General features: G+C 55.5%; 25 protein-coding genes. 15 read left to right on the forward strand and 10 right to left on the reverse strand.

All coding sequences use genetic code 11. The annotated features are described in order from the left end of the window. Nucleotides 1-109: 109 nt before the first annotated feature. Nucleotides 110-403 carry a hypothetical protein gene (locus ACP5J3_RS04545; RefSeq protein ID WP_428494579.1) on the reverse strand — a complete coding sequence of 98 codons (294 nt, stop codon included), beginning with the start codon at nucleotides 401-403 and terminating at the stop codon, nucleotides 110-112. Between the two features lie 94 nt (nucleotides 404-497). On the opposite strand from ACP5J3_RS04545, the gene ACP5J3_RS04550 reads away from it, so the two are divergent. Beyond that, nucleotides 498-1,334, forward strand: coding sequence for an RsmD family RNA methyltransferase (locus ACP5J3_RS04550; protein WP_428494580.1), 837 nt, complete (start codon nucleotides 498-500; stop codon nucleotides 1,332-1,334). Here the strand turns inward: ACP5J3_RS04550 and ACP5J3_RS04555 are convergent. Further along, on the reverse strand, nucleotides 1,331-2,365 hold the full coding sequence (locus ACP5J3_RS04555) for a M24 family metallopeptidase (RefSeq protein WP_428494581.1): 1,035 nt from the start codon (nucleotides 2,363-2,365) through the stop codon (nucleotides 1,331-1,333). The two genes, ACP5J3_RS04550 and ACP5J3_RS04555, sit on opposite strands and share 4 nt — an antisense overlap. 22 nt (nucleotides 2,366-2,387) lie before the next feature. Further along, complete coding sequence (locus tag ACP5J3_RS04560; RefSeq protein WP_263245420.1) at nucleotides 2,388-2,765, reverse strand: ASCH domain-containing protein; 378 nt, start codon at nucleotides 2,763-2,765, stop codon at nucleotides 2,388-2,390. A 42-nt stretch (nucleotides 2,766-2,807) separates the two neighbouring features. On the opposite strand from ACP5J3_RS04560, the gene ACP5J3_RS04565 reads away from it, so the two are divergent. Further along, nucleotides 2,808-3,299 (forward strand): hypothetical protein, encoded by a 492-nt coding sequence (locus ACP5J3_RS04565; protein WP_428494582.1) that lies wholly within the window; start codon nucleotides 2,808-2,810, stop codon nucleotides 3,297-3,299. Then, the gene (locus ACP5J3_RS04570) at nucleotides 3,293-3,649 is read left to right on the forward strand and encodes a helix-turn-helix transcriptional regulator (RefSeq protein WP_428494583.1); all 357 of its coding nucleotides are present in this window, start codon (nucleotides 3,293-3,295) and stop codon (nucleotides 3,647-3,649) included. Before ACP5J3_RS04565 ends, ACP5J3_RS04570 begins: the two co-directional genes overlap by 7 nt. Here ACP5J3_RS04570 and ACP5J3_RS04575 read toward each other — a convergent pair. Continuing rightward, the gene (locus tag ACP5J3_RS04575) at nucleotides 3,624-4,073 is read right to left on the reverse strand and encodes a hypothetical protein (protein WP_428494599.1); all 450 of its coding nucleotides are present in this window, start codon (nucleotides 4,071-4,073) and stop codon (nucleotides 3,624-3,626) included. The genes ACP5J3_RS04570 and ACP5J3_RS04575 overlap by 26 nt on opposite strands. A gap of 10 nt (nucleotides 4,074-4,083) precedes the next feature. Here ACP5J3_RS04575 and ACP5J3_RS04580 point away from each other — a divergent pair, with 10 nt between their 5' ends. Then, the gene (locus tag ACP5J3_RS04580) at nucleotides 4,084-4,257 is read left to right on the forward strand and encodes a hypothetical protein (RefSeq protein WP_428494584.1); all 174 of its coding nucleotides are present in this window, start codon (nucleotides 4,084-4,086) and stop codon (nucleotides 4,255-4,257) included. Then, a complete protein-coding gene (locus tag ACP5J3_RS04585) occupies nucleotides 4,254-4,751 on the forward strand; it encodes a hypothetical protein (protein ID WP_428494585.1) in 498 nt (165 codons plus the stop codon). Before ACP5J3_RS04580 ends, ACP5J3_RS04585 begins: the two co-directional genes overlap by 4 nt. Here ACP5J3_RS04585 and ACP5J3_RS04590 read toward each other — a convergent pair. Further along, nucleotides 4,730-5,305, reverse strand: a complete 576-nt coding sequence (locus tag ACP5J3_RS04590; RefSeq protein ID WP_428494586.1) for a hypothetical protein — start codon at nucleotides 5,303-5,305, stop codon at nucleotides 4,730-4,732. The genes ACP5J3_RS04585 and ACP5J3_RS04590 overlap by 22 nt on opposite strands. A 27-nt stretch (nucleotides 5,306-5,332) precedes the next feature. Between ACP5J3_RS04590 and ACP5J3_RS04595 the strand changes: the two genes are divergently transcribed. Next, the gene (locus tag ACP5J3_RS04595; RefSeq protein ID WP_428494587.1) at nucleotides 5,333-6,211 is read left to right on the forward strand and encodes an ATP-grasp domain-containing protein; all 879 of its coding nucleotides are present in this window, start codon (nucleotides 5,333-5,335) and stop codon (nucleotides 6,209-6,211) included. Between the two features lie 29 nt (nucleotides 6,212-6,240). Next, nucleotides 6,241-6,435 carry a hypothetical protein gene (locus tag ACP5J3_RS04600; RefSeq protein WP_428494588.1) on the forward strand — a complete coding sequence of 65 codons (195 nt, stop codon included), beginning with the start codon at nucleotides 6,241-6,243 and terminating at the stop codon, nucleotides 6,433-6,435. Here ACP5J3_RS04600 and ACP5J3_RS04605 read toward each other — a convergent pair. Beyond that, nucleotides 6,432-6,596 carry a hypothetical protein gene (locus ACP5J3_RS04605; protein ID WP_162470310.1) on the reverse strand — a complete coding sequence of 55 codons (165 nt, stop codon included), beginning with the start codon at nucleotides 6,594-6,596 and terminating at the stop codon, nucleotides 6,432-6,434. The genes ACP5J3_RS04600 and ACP5J3_RS04605 overlap by 4 nt on opposite strands. Nucleotides 6,597-6,639: 43 nt before the next feature. Beyond that, a complete protein-coding gene (locus tag ACP5J3_RS04610) occupies nucleotides 6,640-7,311 on the reverse strand; it encodes an Atg14 domain-containing protein (RefSeq protein WP_263245443.1) in 672 nt (223 codons plus the stop codon). 71 nt (nucleotides 7,312-7,382) lie between these two features. On the opposite strand from ACP5J3_RS04610, the gene udg reads away from it, so the two are divergent. From udg to ACP5J3_RS04630, 4 genes are read left to right on the forward strand one after another with little or no spacing between them, the layout of a single operon-like run. Then, nucleotides 7,383-7,961 (forward strand): type-4 uracil-DNA glycosylase, encoded by a 579-nt coding sequence (gene udg / locus ACP5J3_RS04615; RefSeq protein WP_428494589.1) that lies wholly within the window; start codon nucleotides 7,383-7,385, stop codon nucleotides 7,959-7,961. A 21-nt stretch (nucleotides 7,962-7,982) separates the two neighbouring features. Next, nucleotides 7,983-8,870 carry a hypothetical protein gene (locus ACP5J3_RS04620; RefSeq protein ID WP_428494590.1) on the forward strand — a complete coding sequence of 296 codons (888 nt, stop codon included), beginning with the start codon at nucleotides 7,983-7,985 and terminating at the stop codon, nucleotides 8,868-8,870. After that, nucleotides 8,867-10,477 (forward strand): DUF2070 family protein, encoded by a 1,611-nt coding sequence (locus ACP5J3_RS04625; protein ID WP_428494591.1) that lies wholly within the window; start codon nucleotides 8,867-8,869, stop codon nucleotides 10,475-10,477. The genes ACP5J3_RS04620 and ACP5J3_RS04625 overlap by 4 nt, the downstream gene beginning before the upstream one ends. Nucleotides 10,478-10,507: 30 nt before the next feature. Continuing rightward, nucleotides 10,508-10,975, forward strand: coding sequence for a DUF2153 family protein (locus tag ACP5J3_RS04630; RefSeq protein WP_263245452.1), 468 nt, complete (start codon nucleotides 10,508-10,510; stop codon nucleotides 10,973-10,975). On the opposite strand, the gene ACP5J3_RS04635 is transcribed toward ACP5J3_RS04630, so the two are convergent. Continuing rightward, complete coding sequence (locus ACP5J3_RS04635) at nucleotides 10,972-11,793, reverse strand: class I SAM-dependent methyltransferase (RefSeq protein ID WP_428494592.1); 822 nt, start codon at nucleotides 11,791-11,793, stop codon at nucleotides 10,972-10,974. The two genes, ACP5J3_RS04630 and ACP5J3_RS04635, sit on opposite strands and share 4 nt — an antisense overlap. A 183-nt stretch (nucleotides 11,794-11,976) precedes the next feature. Between ACP5J3_RS04635 and radA the strand changes: the two genes are divergently transcribed. After that, complete coding sequence (radA, locus tag ACP5J3_RS04640; RefSeq protein WP_428494593.1) at nucleotides 11,977-12,978, forward strand: DNA repair and recombination protein RadA; 1,002 nt, start codon at nucleotides 11,977-11,979, stop codon at nucleotides 12,976-12,978. On the opposite strand, the gene ACP5J3_RS04645 is transcribed toward radA, so the two are convergent. After that, nucleotides 12,975-13,562, reverse strand: coding sequence for a hypothetical protein (locus ACP5J3_RS04645; protein WP_428494594.1), 588 nt, complete (start codon nucleotides 13,560-13,562; stop codon nucleotides 12,975-12,977). The two genes, radA and ACP5J3_RS04645, sit on opposite strands and share 4 nt — an antisense overlap. 48 nt (nucleotides 13,563-13,610) lie before the next feature. Here ACP5J3_RS04645 and ACP5J3_RS04650 point away from each other — a divergent pair, with 48 nt between their 5' ends. Next, the gene (locus tag ACP5J3_RS04650; protein ID WP_428494595.1) at nucleotides 13,611-15,209 is read left to right on the forward strand and encodes a B12-binding domain-containing radical SAM protein; all 1,599 of its coding nucleotides are present in this window, start codon (nucleotides 13,611-13,613) and stop codon (nucleotides 15,207-15,209) included. Here ACP5J3_RS04650 and ACP5J3_RS04655 read toward each other — a convergent pair. After that, entirely contained in the window at nucleotides 15,192-15,641 is a 450-nt protein-coding gene (locus tag ACP5J3_RS04655; RefSeq protein WP_428494596.1) for a hypothetical protein, read from the reverse strand. The genes ACP5J3_RS04650 and ACP5J3_RS04655 overlap by 18 nt on opposite strands. A gap of 47 nt (nucleotides 15,642-15,688) precedes the next feature. Here ACP5J3_RS04655 and ACP5J3_RS04660 point away from each other — a divergent pair, with 47 nt between their 5' ends. Both ACP5J3_RS04660 and ACP5J3_RS04665 read left to right on the forward strand, forming a co-directional pair. Continuing rightward, entirely contained in the window at nucleotides 15,689-16,003 is a 315-nt protein-coding gene (locus ACP5J3_RS04660; protein ID WP_428494597.1) for a C2H2-type zinc finger protein, read from the forward strand. After that, nucleotides 16,003-16,241 (forward strand): CDP-archaeol synthase (locus ACP5J3_RS04665; protein WP_428494598.1); only part of this gene is annotated, 239 nt, incomplete at its 3' end. The genes ACP5J3_RS04660 and ACP5J3_RS04665, both read left to right, overlap by 1 nt.

A 16,241-nucleotide genomic window follows, 5' to 3' on the forward strand; every position in this document is an offset into this window, starting at 1 on the left:
TGATTCAGGAAGTCTGACAATTTTCCTGAATCAGGAAAAACGTCTGACGTCAAGTCAGGAAGAATGTAGAGGCGCTGTGAGCGCCAGGGCGTTGCCGTGGAAAAAAGGGTTACAGAACGGGCCCCAGCGTCTTCTTTACGTACTCCGCCACCTCCTCCCTGGTCTGTTCGTATATCCACCTGCCGAAGGGCGTGAGCTCCACGACGCCGTCCCTCACGGCGACTTCCCGCTTCAACAGCTCCGGCCAGACCCGCCAGTCGTACCTAAACCCCGTCTTCTCAACGGCCTTCCTTGCCACGTCGTTTATCTCCTCGACGCTGGCCGGCCCCCTCGCCAGCCTCTGCAAAATAACGAGCCTCAGATACTCCCCCACGGGACTGTACATAACGTACTGGACGTACATGTAGTTTAGATTTGTATCCTAATTTATTCCCATGACTTAGAAACCCCCCGGGGGAGGGGGAGTAAGCTGAAAAATATTATGGCAACATGTAGCCGTGGCGCACTTCGCCGTGCCTGTGGTTTCTAGGTGGCAGATAGAGGAGCTGAGAAATAGAAGTGGGGAGGTATCGTTTGACCTGGAGATCACCAAGACTCGTGTTGCGTATCGGGGGGGCGTTGCCAGGTTTGTCTACAGCGGCATAGAGTACGAGTTTGATCTCGAAGAGCTACCCGGTGTCGACGAGGAGAGTTGCGAGGTGTATGCGTTGATTGGCGGCGAGTGGCGTGAGCTGTCTATAGCCGCGGAGCGTTTCTACAAGTTGTGTGTGTTTAAGAGGGGATGGGCGCCTACGTTGATGATAGACGGCGTCACTATGCACAGCGTGTTGGAAAACCCCCTAGTCGTCACGGCTAGAAAGATAGAGCGGATCTGGGGGAGGGTTTTTGAGTGCTGCACCGGCCTTGGCTACACAGCCATAGAGGCGTTGAGGAGGGGGGCTAGGCATGTGGTGACCGTGGAGGTGGATCCTCACGTGCTTCTTCTCGCCTCGTTTAACCCCTACAGCAGAGGGCTGTGGACGCCCGCCGTGGATACAGTCGTCGGCGACTGCTACTCCTTCGTAAATTCGCTGAGAGACTCCTCCTTTGACTACATAATCCACGACCCGCCCAGGCTGAGCCACGCGACCCAGAGGCTGTACTCCGAGGCGCTTTACAGAGAGTTCTACAGAATACTCAGGAGGGGAGGCGGGATTTTTCACTACGTGAGCCAGAGCGGCGCCAAGTACAGAGGCTTAAACCCATACAGGGGCGTAGCTGAGAGGCTTAGGAGAGTGGGTTTTGTAGTAGAGAAGGTGAAGGTGGGCTACGGGATATATGGAAGGAGGCGTTAGAAAATATGCGGCAGTTTGTTCAAAACCACGGCGCCGCCGTCTATGTAAACCATGTCCTCAATACGCACGCCCCCAACCCCCTCTATGTAGATCCCAGGCTCTATCGTAACTACATAGCCCTTCTTCAAGATGTCTTTTGACGTGAGGTATAGCCTAGGCGGCTCGTGGACCTCGACGCCGACGCCGTGGCCCGTGGAGTGGATAAAGTAAGGCGCGAATCCGTACTCCTCGATAACCCCCCTCGCCGCCTTGTCCACCTCGGCCGCCGGCGCCCCCTCTCTCGCTACCTTCTCCGCAGCCTTGACGGCCTCGTAGACGGCGTACATTGCGTCTCTCAACACGGGGCCTCCGCCCAGCGTAAAGGTCCTCGTCATGTCGGAGCAGTAGACGCCTTTCTTGGCGCCTATATCCACCACAACGTAGTCGCCGTGTGATATCTTCCTCTCACCGAATCTGTAGTGGGGATACGCCCCGTTGGGCCCGGAGGCCACTATTGGCTCGAAGGCTACGCCGTCCGCCCCCTCCTCTAGAAACCACTTGTATACAAGCGCTGCCACGTCCCTCTCCCTAAGACCAACCAGTCTGCTCTGGCTCAGCTTCATATACACACTTTCCGTTATCGCCAAGGCCTCTTTCATAACGCCCAGCTCCCACTCGTCTTTCACCGCCCTCAGCTCGGCGATTTCCCCCGAGACGTCTACACCCAATTCTTTACTGTCCGAGGCGATCCTCCCGCTTAGCTTTTTCACAACATCTACAAAACTCGGCGCGACCACGAGCTCCTCCCCAGGCCTCCTTGGAGGCACCTCTGCCGAGGCTATCGCGACGACTTTATCCACGCGCGCCGTGTTTCTAGCCCGCGTGTAGTCTAGCCTAGAGACGTAGAGAGTGGAGTACCCAGTGCCCAGCTCCACCACGAGGCCGGCGGCGTCCGGCATGCCCACGGCGTACGCCAGGTTGGGCCCTCTGGTCAGCACCAGGTAGTCGTATTTTTCACTAAACGCCTTCACCAGCTTCTCCAAGTTTCTCATGTATGTGAGATATAGGGGAGTTTTAAGCCCTCCCTCCACGCAGATGGCTTAGCGGCACCGGCTTTTCATAACGCCTCACAAGGGTGAAGAAAATCACCGAGACGGCGTCGTCGTCGCGCACCTCGCCGTATATCTCTCTCAGCTCGTTCACCAAGTCGTCTCTGGAGTGGAGCCCCTCGGCCGCCACCACGTCCTCCCCCAGTCTCCCCAGCTTTGTGTAGTACACACGTGTTATTACCGCCTCTCCATATATCTCGCCGCAACAGACTATGAAGATGAAGCTGAAGCGGGGGCGCACCACGCCGTATCTCACAGTGACGTGCTTCTTCCCAGACAAGACGCTCTCTAGGTACTTCTTCTTAAACCTCAAGTATGGCCCCAGCTCCACGTCTTTACGCACGTAGTGGGTAAACCTTTAAAATTTTTACCTTACGGAGAGGAGGTGTGCGAGGTATCCACCAGCGACGACTCGGTCCTCTTCACCGGGCCGGAGCTTGAGCTGACCATGGCGTATCTTACAGTTAAGCCTCTTGCGGAGAGGGTGGAGATAGGCGCGGAGGCGCTCCGCGCGTCGCCTGCCCCGCCTGAGGTTGTAAACGCGTTGCAGGCCTTGTGTAGGGCGGACGTCTCCAGCCTACTGCTAGATATTAAAGAATCGCTACTACACCTCGGGTGGCTTGTGGAGGGATCTAGAGACGTTGTAAGGATTAGGAAAAGCCGCCGGGCGGGCGTGTCGGGCTTCACAACAATTGAGTACGAGAAGAGCACTAGAAAAATGACCGTCGTGACGACTCAGAAATGTCTCGCAGACTTTCTAAAACAAATAGGCTTTGAGGTGGTGGAAAGCAGGTATCTTGTCGAGGGGCGTCGGCACGTCTCGACACTTGCAGAAGCTGTGGAGATAGAGGAACGGCTATCGCAAGCTACATGCTAGAGCTTGTGCTTCTAGTTGTTCAAATTTCGGCGCTGGCGGTGGCCACCTACGCCGGGAGGGCGAGGCTGAGGAAGCTGCTAAACGAAGCTCAGAACGGCAACGCCGCGACCCAGGTGGACGAGCTTAGAGACGACTTGCCCGAGCTAGATAGATCTATCTTGAAACTACTCGCCGAGAGGCAGGGGGTTATGTACCAGAGCGAAATTATGAAAGAACTCGGCCTCCCCAAGAGCACGTTACATAAAGCACTGCGGAGGCTGAGCGAGGGGGGCTATGTGGAGATTCAAAAGCGGGGCAGGTTCAACGTGGTGATACTGAAGAGGCCTACTTCAGAGGCTTCAGCAACTTAACCTCGCCGTACTTCTTCAAAACGTCGAGCACTAGGGGGATCGGGTCGTCGTCGAAGCTCTTGTAGCCAGCTAGCTTCACGCTGTCTTCAGACACGCGGATGAAGCCGCCCCCAGACCTAATGGTGACCTCCTTAGGTCCAAATATTACTTTAAACGGCTTCCTAGCCTCGACGAGGCGCTGGGCCACCACAGCCGCCAGCTCTAGCTGTTGCTTTGTGGGCTTCCCCCTGGGCTTCCTCTTTTTCAACTCCCCCAGGTCCTCGCTGGAGAAGTCGCCCTTGACGACGCCCTTGACCTTGTCCACCACAGCGGCGTCGCCTTCATAGCCGACCACCTCCAAATTCTCGCCTCTGCCCACCCTAGCCACCACTTCGCTAAGCGGGACTCTGTCCACGCGTTGGTGATAATTCTTAAATAAATACATTAGCGGAGCCATGGACAGCGACTACCTAGATTACCTAACTAGGTGCCCCTCATGCGGCAGAAAAATGGAGGTGGCAAACCAGTACCTTAGAATTGACCAGCTGAACAGCAGGAGGACTCTGGATAGGGTGCTCTACTGTAGACAGTGTAACATTAAAATTAGGCAGTACGTCCAGCTCACATGAGTAGGGCAACGCTGTACAAAAGGTCTGAGGAGTCTAAACAACGCTTCTCCTTCTATGGACTCCTCACTTCAATTCTCCACCTGGCGACCATGTTGGTGGGGGGCGTGGCGTACGCATCCAGCAACCTCCCAATCTACCTCAGCCTCAACGCCGCCTACGCCAGCGGCTACGGGGCCGCCGTCTTCGCCCAGAGCTTATTAGTGCTCCTCTCCTTCGTGGCTCTAGTAGCGTCGACAATTCTCATATTCCTCTCCCGGGCCACCACGGCGAGGGGCGAGTTCGCCTCCACGACGAAGTTGCTCTACTCGGCGGCGGCGGCGACAGGCCTGGCCTTTCTCTTTGCCCTCACGGCGCTGGCCCCCCCGGCGGCTCAAGTGGTGAGCCCTGTGTACTACGCCTACGTCGCCATGGTAGCCGTGTGTATAGCCCTCGTGGTCTTCGCCTTCCAGCTACTGAGATCCGTCACTGCGTACTACGCCCCCAGGCGGAAGTAACGACTTGGATCCCCAGTCTTTTCAATTAGCGATAGGCTTACTACGGCGTTGAGCAGGTTGTTCAGCGGCACCTCCAAACCTGAGCAGTTAAACACCGCGCAGAAATCTTTTAGGGGCCGGTAGATGTCTATCTTCACTATGTACGGCACCTTCACCAGCCTGGAAACCACCTCTCCTCTAAATATGGAAGCCACCCATAGAGGGAAGGCCCTCTCCTTCCTCTCCCTCTGAAGTAGCTTCACGAGGCCCATTAAGTTCTTCAAGAAGGCTACTCCAATCTCAACTCTGTCGTATGGCTCCAGCAGTCTCGTGACGTGCTTCCCCAGATCTATGTACATGTCCAACTTGGGCTCCAGCGTCTTGAGGAATTTCAAGCCCTCCACCGCCACGTCGCATTGCCTCCTGTCGGGGCAGGAGGCGCATTTGCCGCCTAGGGCCTCCCGTGCACACACGACGCATGTCTCAGTGAGTCTACACATGTCTAGAGCAGGGGCTGTAAATCCACAGTTTCTACACATGCCGACTCCCCTCGCGGTGTAGAGGTTGCCCACCATATAAATATTGCCATATATTTACTTACCATGGACGTGGCTGTCGTGGCGGAGTCCCAGACGCCAGACGAACCAACTAGAGATATCTACTTCGAGGTGAAGAAGAGGGGTCTATCCGTGCGCTACATCCCCCTACAGCGGCTCTCGGTTAAGATAGTAAACGGCGACGCGGTTGTGGAGACGCGCAGAGGCCCCGTAGACGCCTCTGTGGTGGTTATTAGGGGGCTTGGGTACGTGATAGACACCAACACGTTGATGAGAAGGGTAACTGTTTTGAGAATACTTGAGAGGAAGGGCGCGGCGGCGATTAACCCCGTAGACGCCTTGCTGAACTGTAGAAATAAGCTGGAGACTGTGTACCTCCTCAGCAGGGCCGGCGTGCCGGTGCCCCCCACCGTAGTAACCGAGGATCTGTACTACGGCTACGTGGCAACGAGGGACATGGGCAGGGTGGTGCTGAAGCCCATCCAGGGGAGCAGAGGCTTCGGCGCCATGATGTTTGAAGACCCGGAACAGGCCTTTCAGGTAATGAGAACTCTGCTCATCGCTAGGAACCCCCTTTACATACAGAAATACGTAGAAAAGCCTAATAGGGATATACGGATTATTGTGGTTGACGGGAGGGCCATCGGCTGCATGTACAGAATTTCAACTTCGTGGAAGACTAACATAGCCCAGGGCGCCCAGGGCGTGCCGTGTAGACTCACGCCGGAGCTGGAGGAGGTGGCGGTCAAGGCCACGAACACCATGGGCCTCGTATACTCCGGCGTCGACATCGGCGAGGGGCGGGAGGGCTACGTCGTTTTTGAGGTCAACGCCAGCCCCGACTGGCGTGGCTTTAAACAAGCCACTGGAATAAATCCGGCGGTACATATAGCAGACTACATCCAACGCGTGGTGAAGAAGTAAAATATTTCTACACGGCGGTTTACAACGACGTGACTAAATGGGTCTTGAAATGCACAGTCTGTGGAGAGGAGAAAATCTTTGAGGCGGGTTTCAACCTGTCGCTATTTGGGGGGAAGCTCTATCTATACTGCAGGAGGTGCAAAGCGAATAGAGAGCACTTGATACTGGGCTGCGCTGACGAGACTGAGGGTTGCCCCGTGGCGGGCGTCGACGTTATTGATTAAAAAACCTCGTTTCTATACGCAATGTCTCTCAGCAACCTCGCCAGGTGCGGCGCAGTGTTGCTAAGCCTCTCCGCCGCCTCTCGTACGTCTAGGTGGGGCGGGATTCCGTATCTCTGGAAGATGTAGGCATGGGGCCCTAGCATGGTTTGTAGAGTCGCCATGTGTATAGCGTGCATCCACTTTAAAAAATGCTCCGTAGCGCCGTTAGCAGATAAGCCTCAACTGGATGATAGAAGAGGTTATTAGGTGGCTCAGAGCGTTTATGCTACCCAGCGTGTTGAGGATTTTGCCTAGCTCCTCCGCTTCGGATTCGTCAAGCTTGTCCAGGAGGCGTTTGGCCTCTAGCCGCTCTCTCTTCTTCTCTAGCTCCATCTTTAGCTGGCTGAGGGACTGGCCCACCGACGCCACGCTCTTCTCCATGTCTATACAGGCGTTTCTCAGTCTCTTCTCCCTCTCTTGGAGGCGCTTAATCTGCTCGTTGTACACATCCATCCCTATTACCCCCTTCAGGAGGGCCTCCTCCAGCTTGTGGTAGGACTTATCCAGCTCGCTCCTGGACTTCTTCAACTCCTCAATCATCCCGTTGACCTCCCGGACCTTAATCTCGAAGAACTTCGGCAAGGCCGCCACGTCTAAGTCGACGTATTCTCGCGTGATCTTCACCCGCGTGGTTGAGGTGTCTAGGTAGTAGCTGTGTCCGCCTGCGTCTTTTATCTCTATTGAGATGAGTTTTCTCCGCTTGACGTCGAACTCCCCCCTCTCCGCCACGCCGATGAGGAGGACCCCGCCGATGTAAACCGGCTTGCCCCTCACCGTAGGTAGCTTCGCGTCTTTTCTCTCCTGTTTGCCCAGCGGCGGAAAAAGCTTCCAAATCACGTAACCCACTGGGGAGGTATTAAAACTCCAGGAGTTAAGAAATGGTAATTTATAGCAAGTATACACACGCCGTGGATCTCCAAGAGCTTCATGAACAAATTAGGAACTGCACAAAATGCCCGCTTCATAGACACAGGAAAAACGCCGTGCCCGGCGAGGGGAGTATGAGGCTGGGCGTCATGCTTGTGGGCGAGGCGCCCGGCGCCGTCGAGGACGAGCAGGGCCGGCCCTTCGTAGGCTCCGCGGGTCAGCTCCTCACAAAGTCCCTTAGCCAACTAGGCGTACGTCGGGAAGACGTGTTTATTACCAACGTGGTTAAGTGCAGACCTCCGGAGAACCGAACTCCCCGGGAGGACGAGGTTGAGGCGTGTATGCCGTACCTCCTCAAGCAGATAGAGATATTAAAGCCCAGGAGGGTCGTGGCGCTCGGCCTGGTCAGCGCGGGGGCGCTTCTGAGGCACATGGGGAGGGGGGTGGAGAGACTCAGCGACGTGCGGGGGAGCTGTTTCAAGGGACGGGTCGCCGGAGTTGAGCTTGAGGTTTGCGTGACTTACCACCCCGCCGCTGTGCTGAGGAACCCGAAGCTGAGGGGCGAGTTTCAGAGCGACTTGGCTGTGTTTTTCGGCGGGGGGTTAGAGAGGTATTTCTAATTTATATAGGGGGATTTACTTGTGGATTTTTCCTGCCACCGCCGTGGGTGCACCGCCGAGGATCACCTAAGGGAGTTTGAGTACTGCGCGGCAAATTTCGGCGTTGAGAAGATGAGGAAAGCGCTGGTGGAGTTCTCGGCGGATCACATCGCCTTGTTGCAGAAGATTAGCCTCAACTGGATCAATACGAAAAACCCGGTGTACATGTTTCTGTCGGGTAGCTTCGTCGTGGAGTGTCTGTGGGACGAGCCGATTTGTAAAAGCCTGGAGGCCATGAGGCTGGCCGGCGCTGCTGAGAGGGCGGGCTCGGCGTATTACCTCCCCCACACCTTGTTTTCAGAGGAGGTGTTGGAAAACATGCCGCTTCCCGAGGTGTCTGAGGAGGAGTACGAGGTGAAGAAGTTCTACGTGGTGAGTATGAGGGGCATGTCTGGGGAGGCGGATGTCTTGGACTCCTTTGCCAAGTTTCTAGAAGCCGCGCCTGCCTTCCTTGGCAAGCGGGTGGCTAAGGTGGTGAGGGGCGTCCCCTACATGCCGCAACTAGCCAACAAATATACGGATAAAATAGATATATTACTGCGGGGGGTAGACGGCTCTTTGACTGGTTTCGGCTATGTAGACGTGGCTAAGACGTACCACCTGGGATTCTCCATGGCTAAGAGTTTTCTCCTCTACGGCCTTGACAGAGTCGTGGTGCTCCACCCCTTTGTGGACACCGGCTTCCATAGAGATGTGGCTAATAGGGTTAAGAATAGGTGGGATATTTCGGAGGTGGGCTACGCCGTGATTAACCCAATGGAGGAGGAGCTGTACTTCTACAAACTCCCCCGGCGGAATAGGTACCTCCAGATGAGCCTGTCGGCTCAGAAGTATTCAAGTGCCATTAGGCGCTACATAGAGCTGTTATGAGGGCGTTTGAGAAGAGCTATTCTATTCTATTCGGCCGCTCGCCGAAGAGAATCGCGCTCTACGCCACCTCGTTGTTTATTGTCTTCGCAGTCTTGAAGGGGGCTCAGCAACCCCTAGCCCCCCTCCTCTACATCGGCTTCGGGGGGGCGCTCCTCTTGATTTTTCTGCTGGTGGACCGCGCCTTGATTAACCCCAGGAGGTCGTACTACGTCGCCGTGGTGTCTACGACGTTTGTGGCGTTTTTTGACTTGGTTTTTCAAAAACCTGCGCTGTCCTTCTCTCTAGTTGGGGGGATTATAAGCGCCACGGTTCTACAGTCGCTTAAGTGCAAGACGCCGGCGTACGTGTTGCCGCTGGCGGTGTCTTCCCTGGTGTATTACCTAATGGGGGAGTACTACCTCTTCGTGGTGTCTCTCTCCTACATCGCCGTCCTTCAGATAATGAGGGCCGTGATTAACAAAATGGCCCGCGGTCTTGACGCCATGTGTATGTTCTCCAGCTTCATATACGCCGTGTTTGCAGAAGACGACGTCTTGGAGGATGCCTTTAGGGAGCTGGGTAGGGTGGAGGCTGTGCCTCTCCATGTCTACACCATAGGGGGGCGGCACGTGGTGGTGGTTTCCGACTTCCACCCGGGCCCCTTTAGACACATAGGGGGAGGCATGTTGGTGGATTACCTAAATAGTGAAATAGAGAAGATGGGGTACCGCTTCACGTTCCTACACGGCGTGGGTAGCCACGAGCGCGACCCCGTCACCAGCAACTCCGTGAGGCGCATAGTCGACGCGGTTAAGTCAGCTCTCGGATCTATGCACAACGGCTCGCCGCCCTTGGGCGTGCGCCCTGTGAAGCTCGAGATCGGGGACGTTAAGGTGGTAGGCTTCAGCATAGGGGCCCCGCCCCACTTGGCGATAGTGAGTAGGGTGGAGTCGGCGTCTGACGACATACCCACGTGGGTGGGTAGGCGGGTGGACGCGGGGGAGTACGTATTGGTCGACGCCCAGAATAAATTCGACGGCGCCGTGCATTGGGAGGAGGAGGACGTCGTATCGCTCTCTAGAGGCTTAAAGGCGCTACACGAGACTAACGTATGCCGCTCTTTCAGAATCGGGGTTGGGAAGGCTTATGCACAGCACCTCGATCCGCTGGGTTACGAAATTGGGCCTGCGGGGATCTCGGCTATTGTGAATGACTGCGACGGGGCTAGGGGGTTGCTGATTGTTTTTGATGGGAATAACCTAGACAGCGCCTTGTACGAGCAACTTGTTAAGATCTACGAGGCGCGTGGGTACGAGGTAGTGGAGGTGGTGACCACAGACACCCATAGGGCCACCGGCGTTGGGCTGGGCCGTGGGTACAGGATAGTGGGGGAGCGTATTGAACACAGCCGTATAGTGGAGCTCGTGGAGAAGGCGGTGTCTGAGGCGGAGAGATCGCTGGCGCCGTTGCCGGTTGCCTACAAGAGGGTGGAGGTCGTGGCGGAGGTGTTAGGTGAGGAGGGCTTCAGGAGAATCCAAGACACCGTCAGGATCTATAAGAAAGTTGGGTTGGTTATAGCGGTTGCTGTTTTCGTCATACCTTCTCTTTTAATTGCGCTTTTGGCATAAGGTTTATATACGGATACGGGAGTGAGGTACATGGATCGTGAAATTCCGACTACGGAGGCCGTTCTGGAGTACCTGGAGTCGATGATGGAGCGGCTGGACCAGTGGGTTAAGGAACAGGAGAGGCAGGTGAAGGAGCTGGAGGCCCACGGGGAGTCTATGAAGATGGCCGACAGGCTTGAGTTGCTCTACTCGGCGCAGGCGATGCTGGGCTACATAGCCAAGGTTCTGAAGGATTTCGAGTCTTGGCTCAGCAACCCAGTGGTGACGTCGGTGATGCCTGAGGAGATGCTGAGGCGCCTCGAGTCGATGCTTAGGGAGGTCGCCATTAAATTCATTCAAGTCGATATTTCTCACACCAGCGAATATAGGGATCTGCTTTCTAAATTCGCGAAGGAGGGGAAGGTGCCGAGCGTCCTTACGCTGTATATACAGCAGAGGCCGCAGGCGCCGCCGCGTAGGCGTGGGGGGGAGGAGGGGGGTACGCCGCGGTTCTTCTAGGGCTTGTAGATATCCAGCCTAACCTTGTACACGCCGGGGGCGTAGTCCCTCACCACCCGCCGACCTACCACTTGGCAGTGGGGACATATCTGCGTGACAATCCCCTCCGCCTCCCCAAATGGATCCTCTTCTTTGCCCAAGTGGTAGAAGTGAATCACCCCGCTCTTCTCTAGACACTCAAGAGCCGCTGGCAGGTACTTATAGGCGCCTAGAGGGAGCGTTAGGAGGACTCTGTCGAATTTCCGCCTCAGTAGGGGTGCAACCACAGCCACGTCGCCGTGTATCGCCACGGCGTTTTTAATCTTGTTAAGCCGGAAGTTGTCGACCATGTACTTAAAGCCCCATGGGTTGAGCTCTACGGCTACTATCAGCCTCGGCTTTGCCAACTTGGCTATGGCCACCGCGTAGGGCGCGACTCCGGCGAAGAGGTATAGAACTCTCTCGCCCTCGCCGACTCTACTAGCCACGTCAAGCCTGTCTGTCTGGTCCCTCGAAGAGAAGAAGACCTTGGTGGGGTCGACTTTTATGTAGTAGCCGTGTTCCTTGTGTATAACCTCCGTGGGGCCCTCCAACAGCACCTCGTAGTTGTAGAGCCTGTACTCCCCGGCCCGGCTACCTACTCTGCGCAACACGGCGCGTACGTGTTTATTCGCCTCAGCCACCGCCTTAGCTATGGCGAATTTGTAGTCCTCAAGCTCCGGCGGTATTTCGATAACCGCGACTGCGCCGCTCCTGGATCCAATAATTTCAAATGAGGATGGGACCTTCTCAAGCAACTCCCCGGGCACCACTCCGCTGAGGCGGCGTCTAAGAGACACGTCTTACAGAGAGGCGGCGTTTAAAAATCAGTCCCTGACCCCATCTTCACGAGTCAGCCGGGTTAGTTATCCTCACAGCCGTCTTTTCCTTGTTGCCATATTTATTTTACCTCGGTGACCCAGATGCGCTGATGTGCCGTGTCTACGACAAAAATTATTTATATCTAGCATGCAAGCCACTCCGTGTCTTCTAAAAAGAAAAAGGCTGATGCCGAGGCGGCCCAGGCGCAGGCCACCGTCGAAGTACGTGCCGATCTAGATGTCGAGGAGCTGGAGGGCATTGGGAGGGTGACGGGGGCTAAGCTGAAGGAGAGGGGGTACTACACGGTACGCGACATAGCCTTCGCATCTGCTAAGGAGCTCGCCGAAATTATCGGTAACGAGGAGAGGGCGCAGCAGATTATTGAAGCGGCGCGGAAGATGCTGGGGCTCCACTCGTTTATCTCTGCCCTTGAGGTTTACGAGAGGCGTAAGATGATTAGGCGGATCTCCACGGGGGTGAGGGCGCTTGACGAGCTCCTCGGCGGCGGCGTGGAGACCAGGGCCGTCACCGAGGTCGTGGGCGAGTTCGGCTCCGGCAAGACGCAACTGTGTCACCAGCTAGCGGTGATGGTCCAGCTCCCCGAGGACAGGGGCGGGCTGGACGCCAAGGCCATTTACATAGACACCGAGAACACCTTCCGCCCCGAGCGTATTATGCAGATCGCCAAGGCCAGGGGGCTCGACCCCGACCAGGCGTTGCATAACATCTTCTACGCCAGGGCCTACAGCTCGGATCACCAGATGATTCTAGTGGACCAGGCTAAGTCTATCATAAAGCAACACAATGTGGCGTTGCTTGTAGTAGATTCGGTAATTGCCCACTTCCGCTCCGAGTTCCCCGGCAGGGAGAACCTGGCTGAGCGCCAGCAGAAGCTGAATAAACACGTCGCAGACCTACTGCGCCTCGCCGACGCCTACGACGTGGCGGTGGTAATCACAAACCAGGTGATGGCGCAACCAGACGTCTTCTTCGGCAACCCGCTGAGGCCGGCTGGGGGCAACATACTGGCGCACGGCGCAACCTACCGCCTCTGGCTGAGGAAGTCAAAGGAAAACATTAGAATTGCGAAGATATTCGACAGCCCCTACCACCCGGAGGGGGAGGTTTCGTTCCGCATAACAGAGGAGGGGCTTGTGGACTAGCCGTACATAAGTAGAAGCCAGTTGTATATGGGCAGGTGTTTGAAGTTTGCCACTGCGAAGTCCCAGAAGCTCCTGTATTTTTCATATATTGGGTGGCTGGCCAGCTTTGTAACTAACTGAAGCGCCTCCGGCATATGACCAGCCACGGCTAGGCTGGCTGATGCATCGACGGCGAGCGTGCGGACTAGTGTATAGGCGAGGGTGTCGCCCTCCACAACCTCCGGCCTCGCCCTTTCCATTACTAGCTGGGCATCTACCTTAGCGACCATGGCGTCCAACAGTCTCTTTAGAAGCGCGATGGATAACTCGTTGGCCAGCTGATCGGCGGCTAGCTCAGGTGGGGCGGCCCATATCTCTAAGAGCTGGGGATCTGTCAAGGCGTGGCTAAAGGCCACTTCTCTAAGAACCGCATATCTGTCTACTGGGAGGGCGACTTTTAAGATCTGAATGTCGCCGGGCTCCAGCCTCGTCTCCTCGGCCCCTATCACCACTACGTCGATAGGCGGCGGGCCGATCAGCTCTATCAACTGCTTCACCAGCGTTACCACATCGTTGCCCACCTCCCTCAGAGTGATTATTTCCACGAGGGTAGAGGCAGTTAATGCTTATAAATGGATAGTCGAGATAATAGTATGCCTTTACCTAGATTTGACGTCGTGATTACCACGGATAGATCTATGATGTCGAACTACCACAGGAAGGAGTTTCTAGGGTTTGGGACCACGGGGCCTGTTTTCGTCGAGCTCCCCTTTGGCCTCTCTGAGCGCTTCCACACCTATCTCTTTGCTCCAAAGGTTAAGACAGATAAATGGGGGAGGCCCTTGGAGGCGCCCTACGGAATGAGGAAAATTGAGGCTAAGCTTCTAGACGCCGGCATAAACGCCGCCGTGATAGACCCAGACCACGTCCACAAGTACCTCAAAGACGCCAAGTTGCTTATGTTAAGTCACCACGACTACTTCGGCCTCAACCCTCCAAGCAGTACCTGGGGGGTAATTGTGGGTAAGGAGCCTATGAACGCCATGCTGTTTAGGAGGTTTATGGAGCGGCTGGCGCCGCATATATGGGAGGCTAAGTCAAGCAACGGGCTGAAGGTAGTCGTGGGAGGGCCCGCGGCGTGGCAGTGGCTGTACTATCCAGAACTTGTTGAGAGGTGGGGCGTCGACACTATCTTCGACGGCGAGGGGGAGAAGCTAGTTGTAGACCTTGTGAAGAGGGCTCTAGAGGGCAAGCCGTTGCCGAAGTATGTATATGTGGGGGTGAGTGAGGCCCCCGACGTAGATGAGATATCTACCATAAGGTACCCGAGTATAAACGGCTTGGTTGAGATTGGGAGGGGGTGCCCCCGGGGATGCGCCTTCTGCCCTGTGACGCTTAGGGCGTTGAGGTGGTATCCTCTTGAGAAAATTGAAAAGGAGTTGAAAGTAAATGCAGATGCGGGGGTTGTCGACGGCATTCTCCACTCAGACGAGGTGCCTCTCTACGGCTCTACTAGTGTGGAGCCCAATCCCGAGAAGCTGATAGCTTTACACAAACTGGCTAAGAAATACTACCGGAGGGTTGGGTGGAGCCACTCCACGCTAGTGGCGGTGTACCACGGCGAGAAGAAGATGGGGAAGCTCTTTACTAAGCTCTCAGAGATTATAATTGACGACAATCAGGAGTGGTGGGGGGCGCAGATAGGGCTTGAGACCGGATCTATACGGCTGGCGCGTAGAATAATGCCGGGGAAGGCCGCCCCCTACAAGATTGAGCAGTGGCATGACATAGTTGTCGAGGCGGCCGCAGTTATGCACGAGGTTAGGCTGATACCCGCCATCACCCTGATCGTAGGTCTCCCAGATGAGCAACCAGACGACGTGGTTGAGACTATTGAGCTCGTGGAACGGCTTAGGCCGTACCGCTCGTTAATCGTGCCGTTGTTCTACGTCCCTATGAGCCACGTGAAGAGCGAAAAGACCGGGTGGCTGGACAAGGTTAACCTATATCCAGAACACATAGATTTGCTTAAGGTGGTGGCGAGGCACTCTATATACTGGGCAAAGGATATTGTAAGCAAATTCTACTTCAAGGGGCCGCAGTATGCGCTGGTGCGTCTCTTAGTTAATTACTTTATTAACTACGTCGAGAAAAAACTTGACAAGATTCAAGAAGATGTTGAACGCTATAAGGAGGAGCTTAGGATGGCGAGGGCGAGCTCTAGAAGAGAAGTGTTAACTTTCGCCTCTTAGCAAGACCTCCCTCAGCTTTTCTCTAAGGTCTACCTCTATGCCTAGTCTGGCGAGCCCCGCCACGATCGCCAATTGACACGCCACGCCGCACCCCCCGCAACAGCTTAGTTGCACCTCGTCGCCGCACTCCACAACGCCCGACGTGCAGAGGAGCTCGTTTAAATACGCCCACGCTTTTCTCAAGAGCGTTGCCCGGGGAATCCTCTTTTCAAACGCGGCGGAGTTCGCTATGCCGTATATATCTGTGATGTAGAGCACCGACCTAATTCCCAACCTAGAGGTAAGCGAGGTTAGGCACGGCAGATTTCTCCGCTCGGCTAGACCGCCGCAGAGCTCGACAATTTTTTTAAACTCCTCTAGAGCGTAGTCGTCCGCCTCTACGTAGGCTAAGACCCCCCTTCTCCAATCCACCAGCGCGGCTCCTCTATGCATGCCTCCGCCTTAGTTGAGCTTTATAAATGGGTTTCTTCCCCAAGGCCATGGAAAACCAGCTGTGTTTCGCGTGTACTGAGCAGAGGTACGCAAAACCGACCACCAGGGTTAGGTGCTCTGTGTGTAAGAAAGAGGTTAGTTGGAGGCATGTTGTCTCCCACTACGCCGAGCATGGAAAGAAAAGCGGCAACGACGTCGTCTGCCCCATATGCAACGCTAAGGTGAAGAGCCAGGAGTATCGACGGCATGTTAGAATGCACTTCGCTGTCAAAAGCGAGCCGGGCTATATGTGCGGCATCTGCGGCAGGGGATTCGTAACTCTGCGGTCGTTGCTCGTACACCTATTGAAAACTCACGAGTAATGGATCTTGTCGCTTTTTTCATCCTAATCTGGCCCCCATACGTGGCGAACGGCTCCGCCGTCTTCTCATCCCGACTCAAGACGCGCCACCCCCTAGACTTTGGGAAAACGCTGTGGGACGGCAGGAGGATTTTTGGAGACGGAAAAACTTTTGAAGGACTCGCCATAGGCATCACGGCGGGGTCAACCATAGGCTACCTCCCCAACTTGCTCTCTCCCCACATCACCCCCCTAGACGC

This window comes from Pyrobaculum sp. (genome assembly GCF_049971835.1).
Taxonomy (GTDB): domain Archaea; phylum Thermoproteota; class Thermoprotei; order Thermoproteales; family Thermoproteaceae; genus Pyrobaculum.

Coding starts and splice junctions, on each gene's coding strand:
- ACP5J3_RS04580 (WP_428494584.1), top strand. CDS start 4,084: ATGGACAGCGACTACCTAGATTACCTAACTAGGTGCCCCTCATGCGGC.
- ACP5J3_RS04590 (WP_428494586.1), bottom strand. CDS start 5,305: ATGGTGGGCAACCTCTACACCGCGAGGGGAGTCGGCATGTGTAGAAAC.
- ACP5J3_RS04555 (WP_428494581.1), bottom strand. CDS start 2,365: ATGAGAAACTTGGAGAAGCTGGTGAAGGCGTTTAGTGAAAAATACGAC.
- ACP5J3_RS04570 (WP_428494583.1), top strand. CDS start 3,293: ATGCTAGAGCTTGTGCTTCTAGTTGTTCAAATTTCGGCGCTGGCGGTG.
- ACP5J3_RS04660 (WP_428494597.1), top strand. CDS start 15,689: ATGGAAAACCAGCTGTGTTTCGCGTGTACTGAGCAGAGGTACGCAAAA.
- ACP5J3_RS04630 (WP_263245452.1), top strand. CDS start 10,508: ATGGATCGTGAAATTCCGACTACGGAGGCCGTTCTGGAGTACCTGGAG.
- ACP5J3_RS04595 (WP_428494587.1), top strand. CDS start 5,333: ATGGACGTGGCTGTCGTGGCGGAGTCCCAGACGCCAGACGAACCAACT.
- ACP5J3_RS04605 (WP_162470310.1), bottom strand. CDS start 6,596: ATGGCGACTCTACAAACCATGCTAGGGCCCCATGCCTACATCTTCCAG.
- ACP5J3_RS04575 (WP_428494599.1), bottom strand. CDS start 4,073: ATGTATTTATTTAAGAATTATCACCAACGCGTGGACAGAGTCCCGCTT.
- ACP5J3_RS04650 (WP_428494595.1), top strand. CDS start 13,611: ATGCCTTTACCTAGATTTGACGTCGTGATTACCACGGATAGATCTATG.
- ACP5J3_RS04545 (WP_428494579.1), bottom strand. CDS start 403: ATGTACGTCCAGTACGTTATGTACAGTCCCGTGGGGGAGTATCTGAGG.
- ACP5J3_RS04625 (WP_428494591.1), top strand. CDS start 8,867: ATGAGGGCGTTTGAGAAGAGCTATTCTATTCTATTCGGCCGCTCGCCG.
- ACP5J3_RS04655 (WP_428494596.1), bottom strand. CDS start 15,641: ATGCATAGAGGAGCCGCGCTGGTGGATTGGAGAAGGGGGGTCTTAGCC.
- ACP5J3_RS04585 (WP_428494585.1), top strand. CDS start 4,254: ATGAGTAGGGCAACGCTGTACAAAAGGTCTGAGGAGTCTAAACAACGC.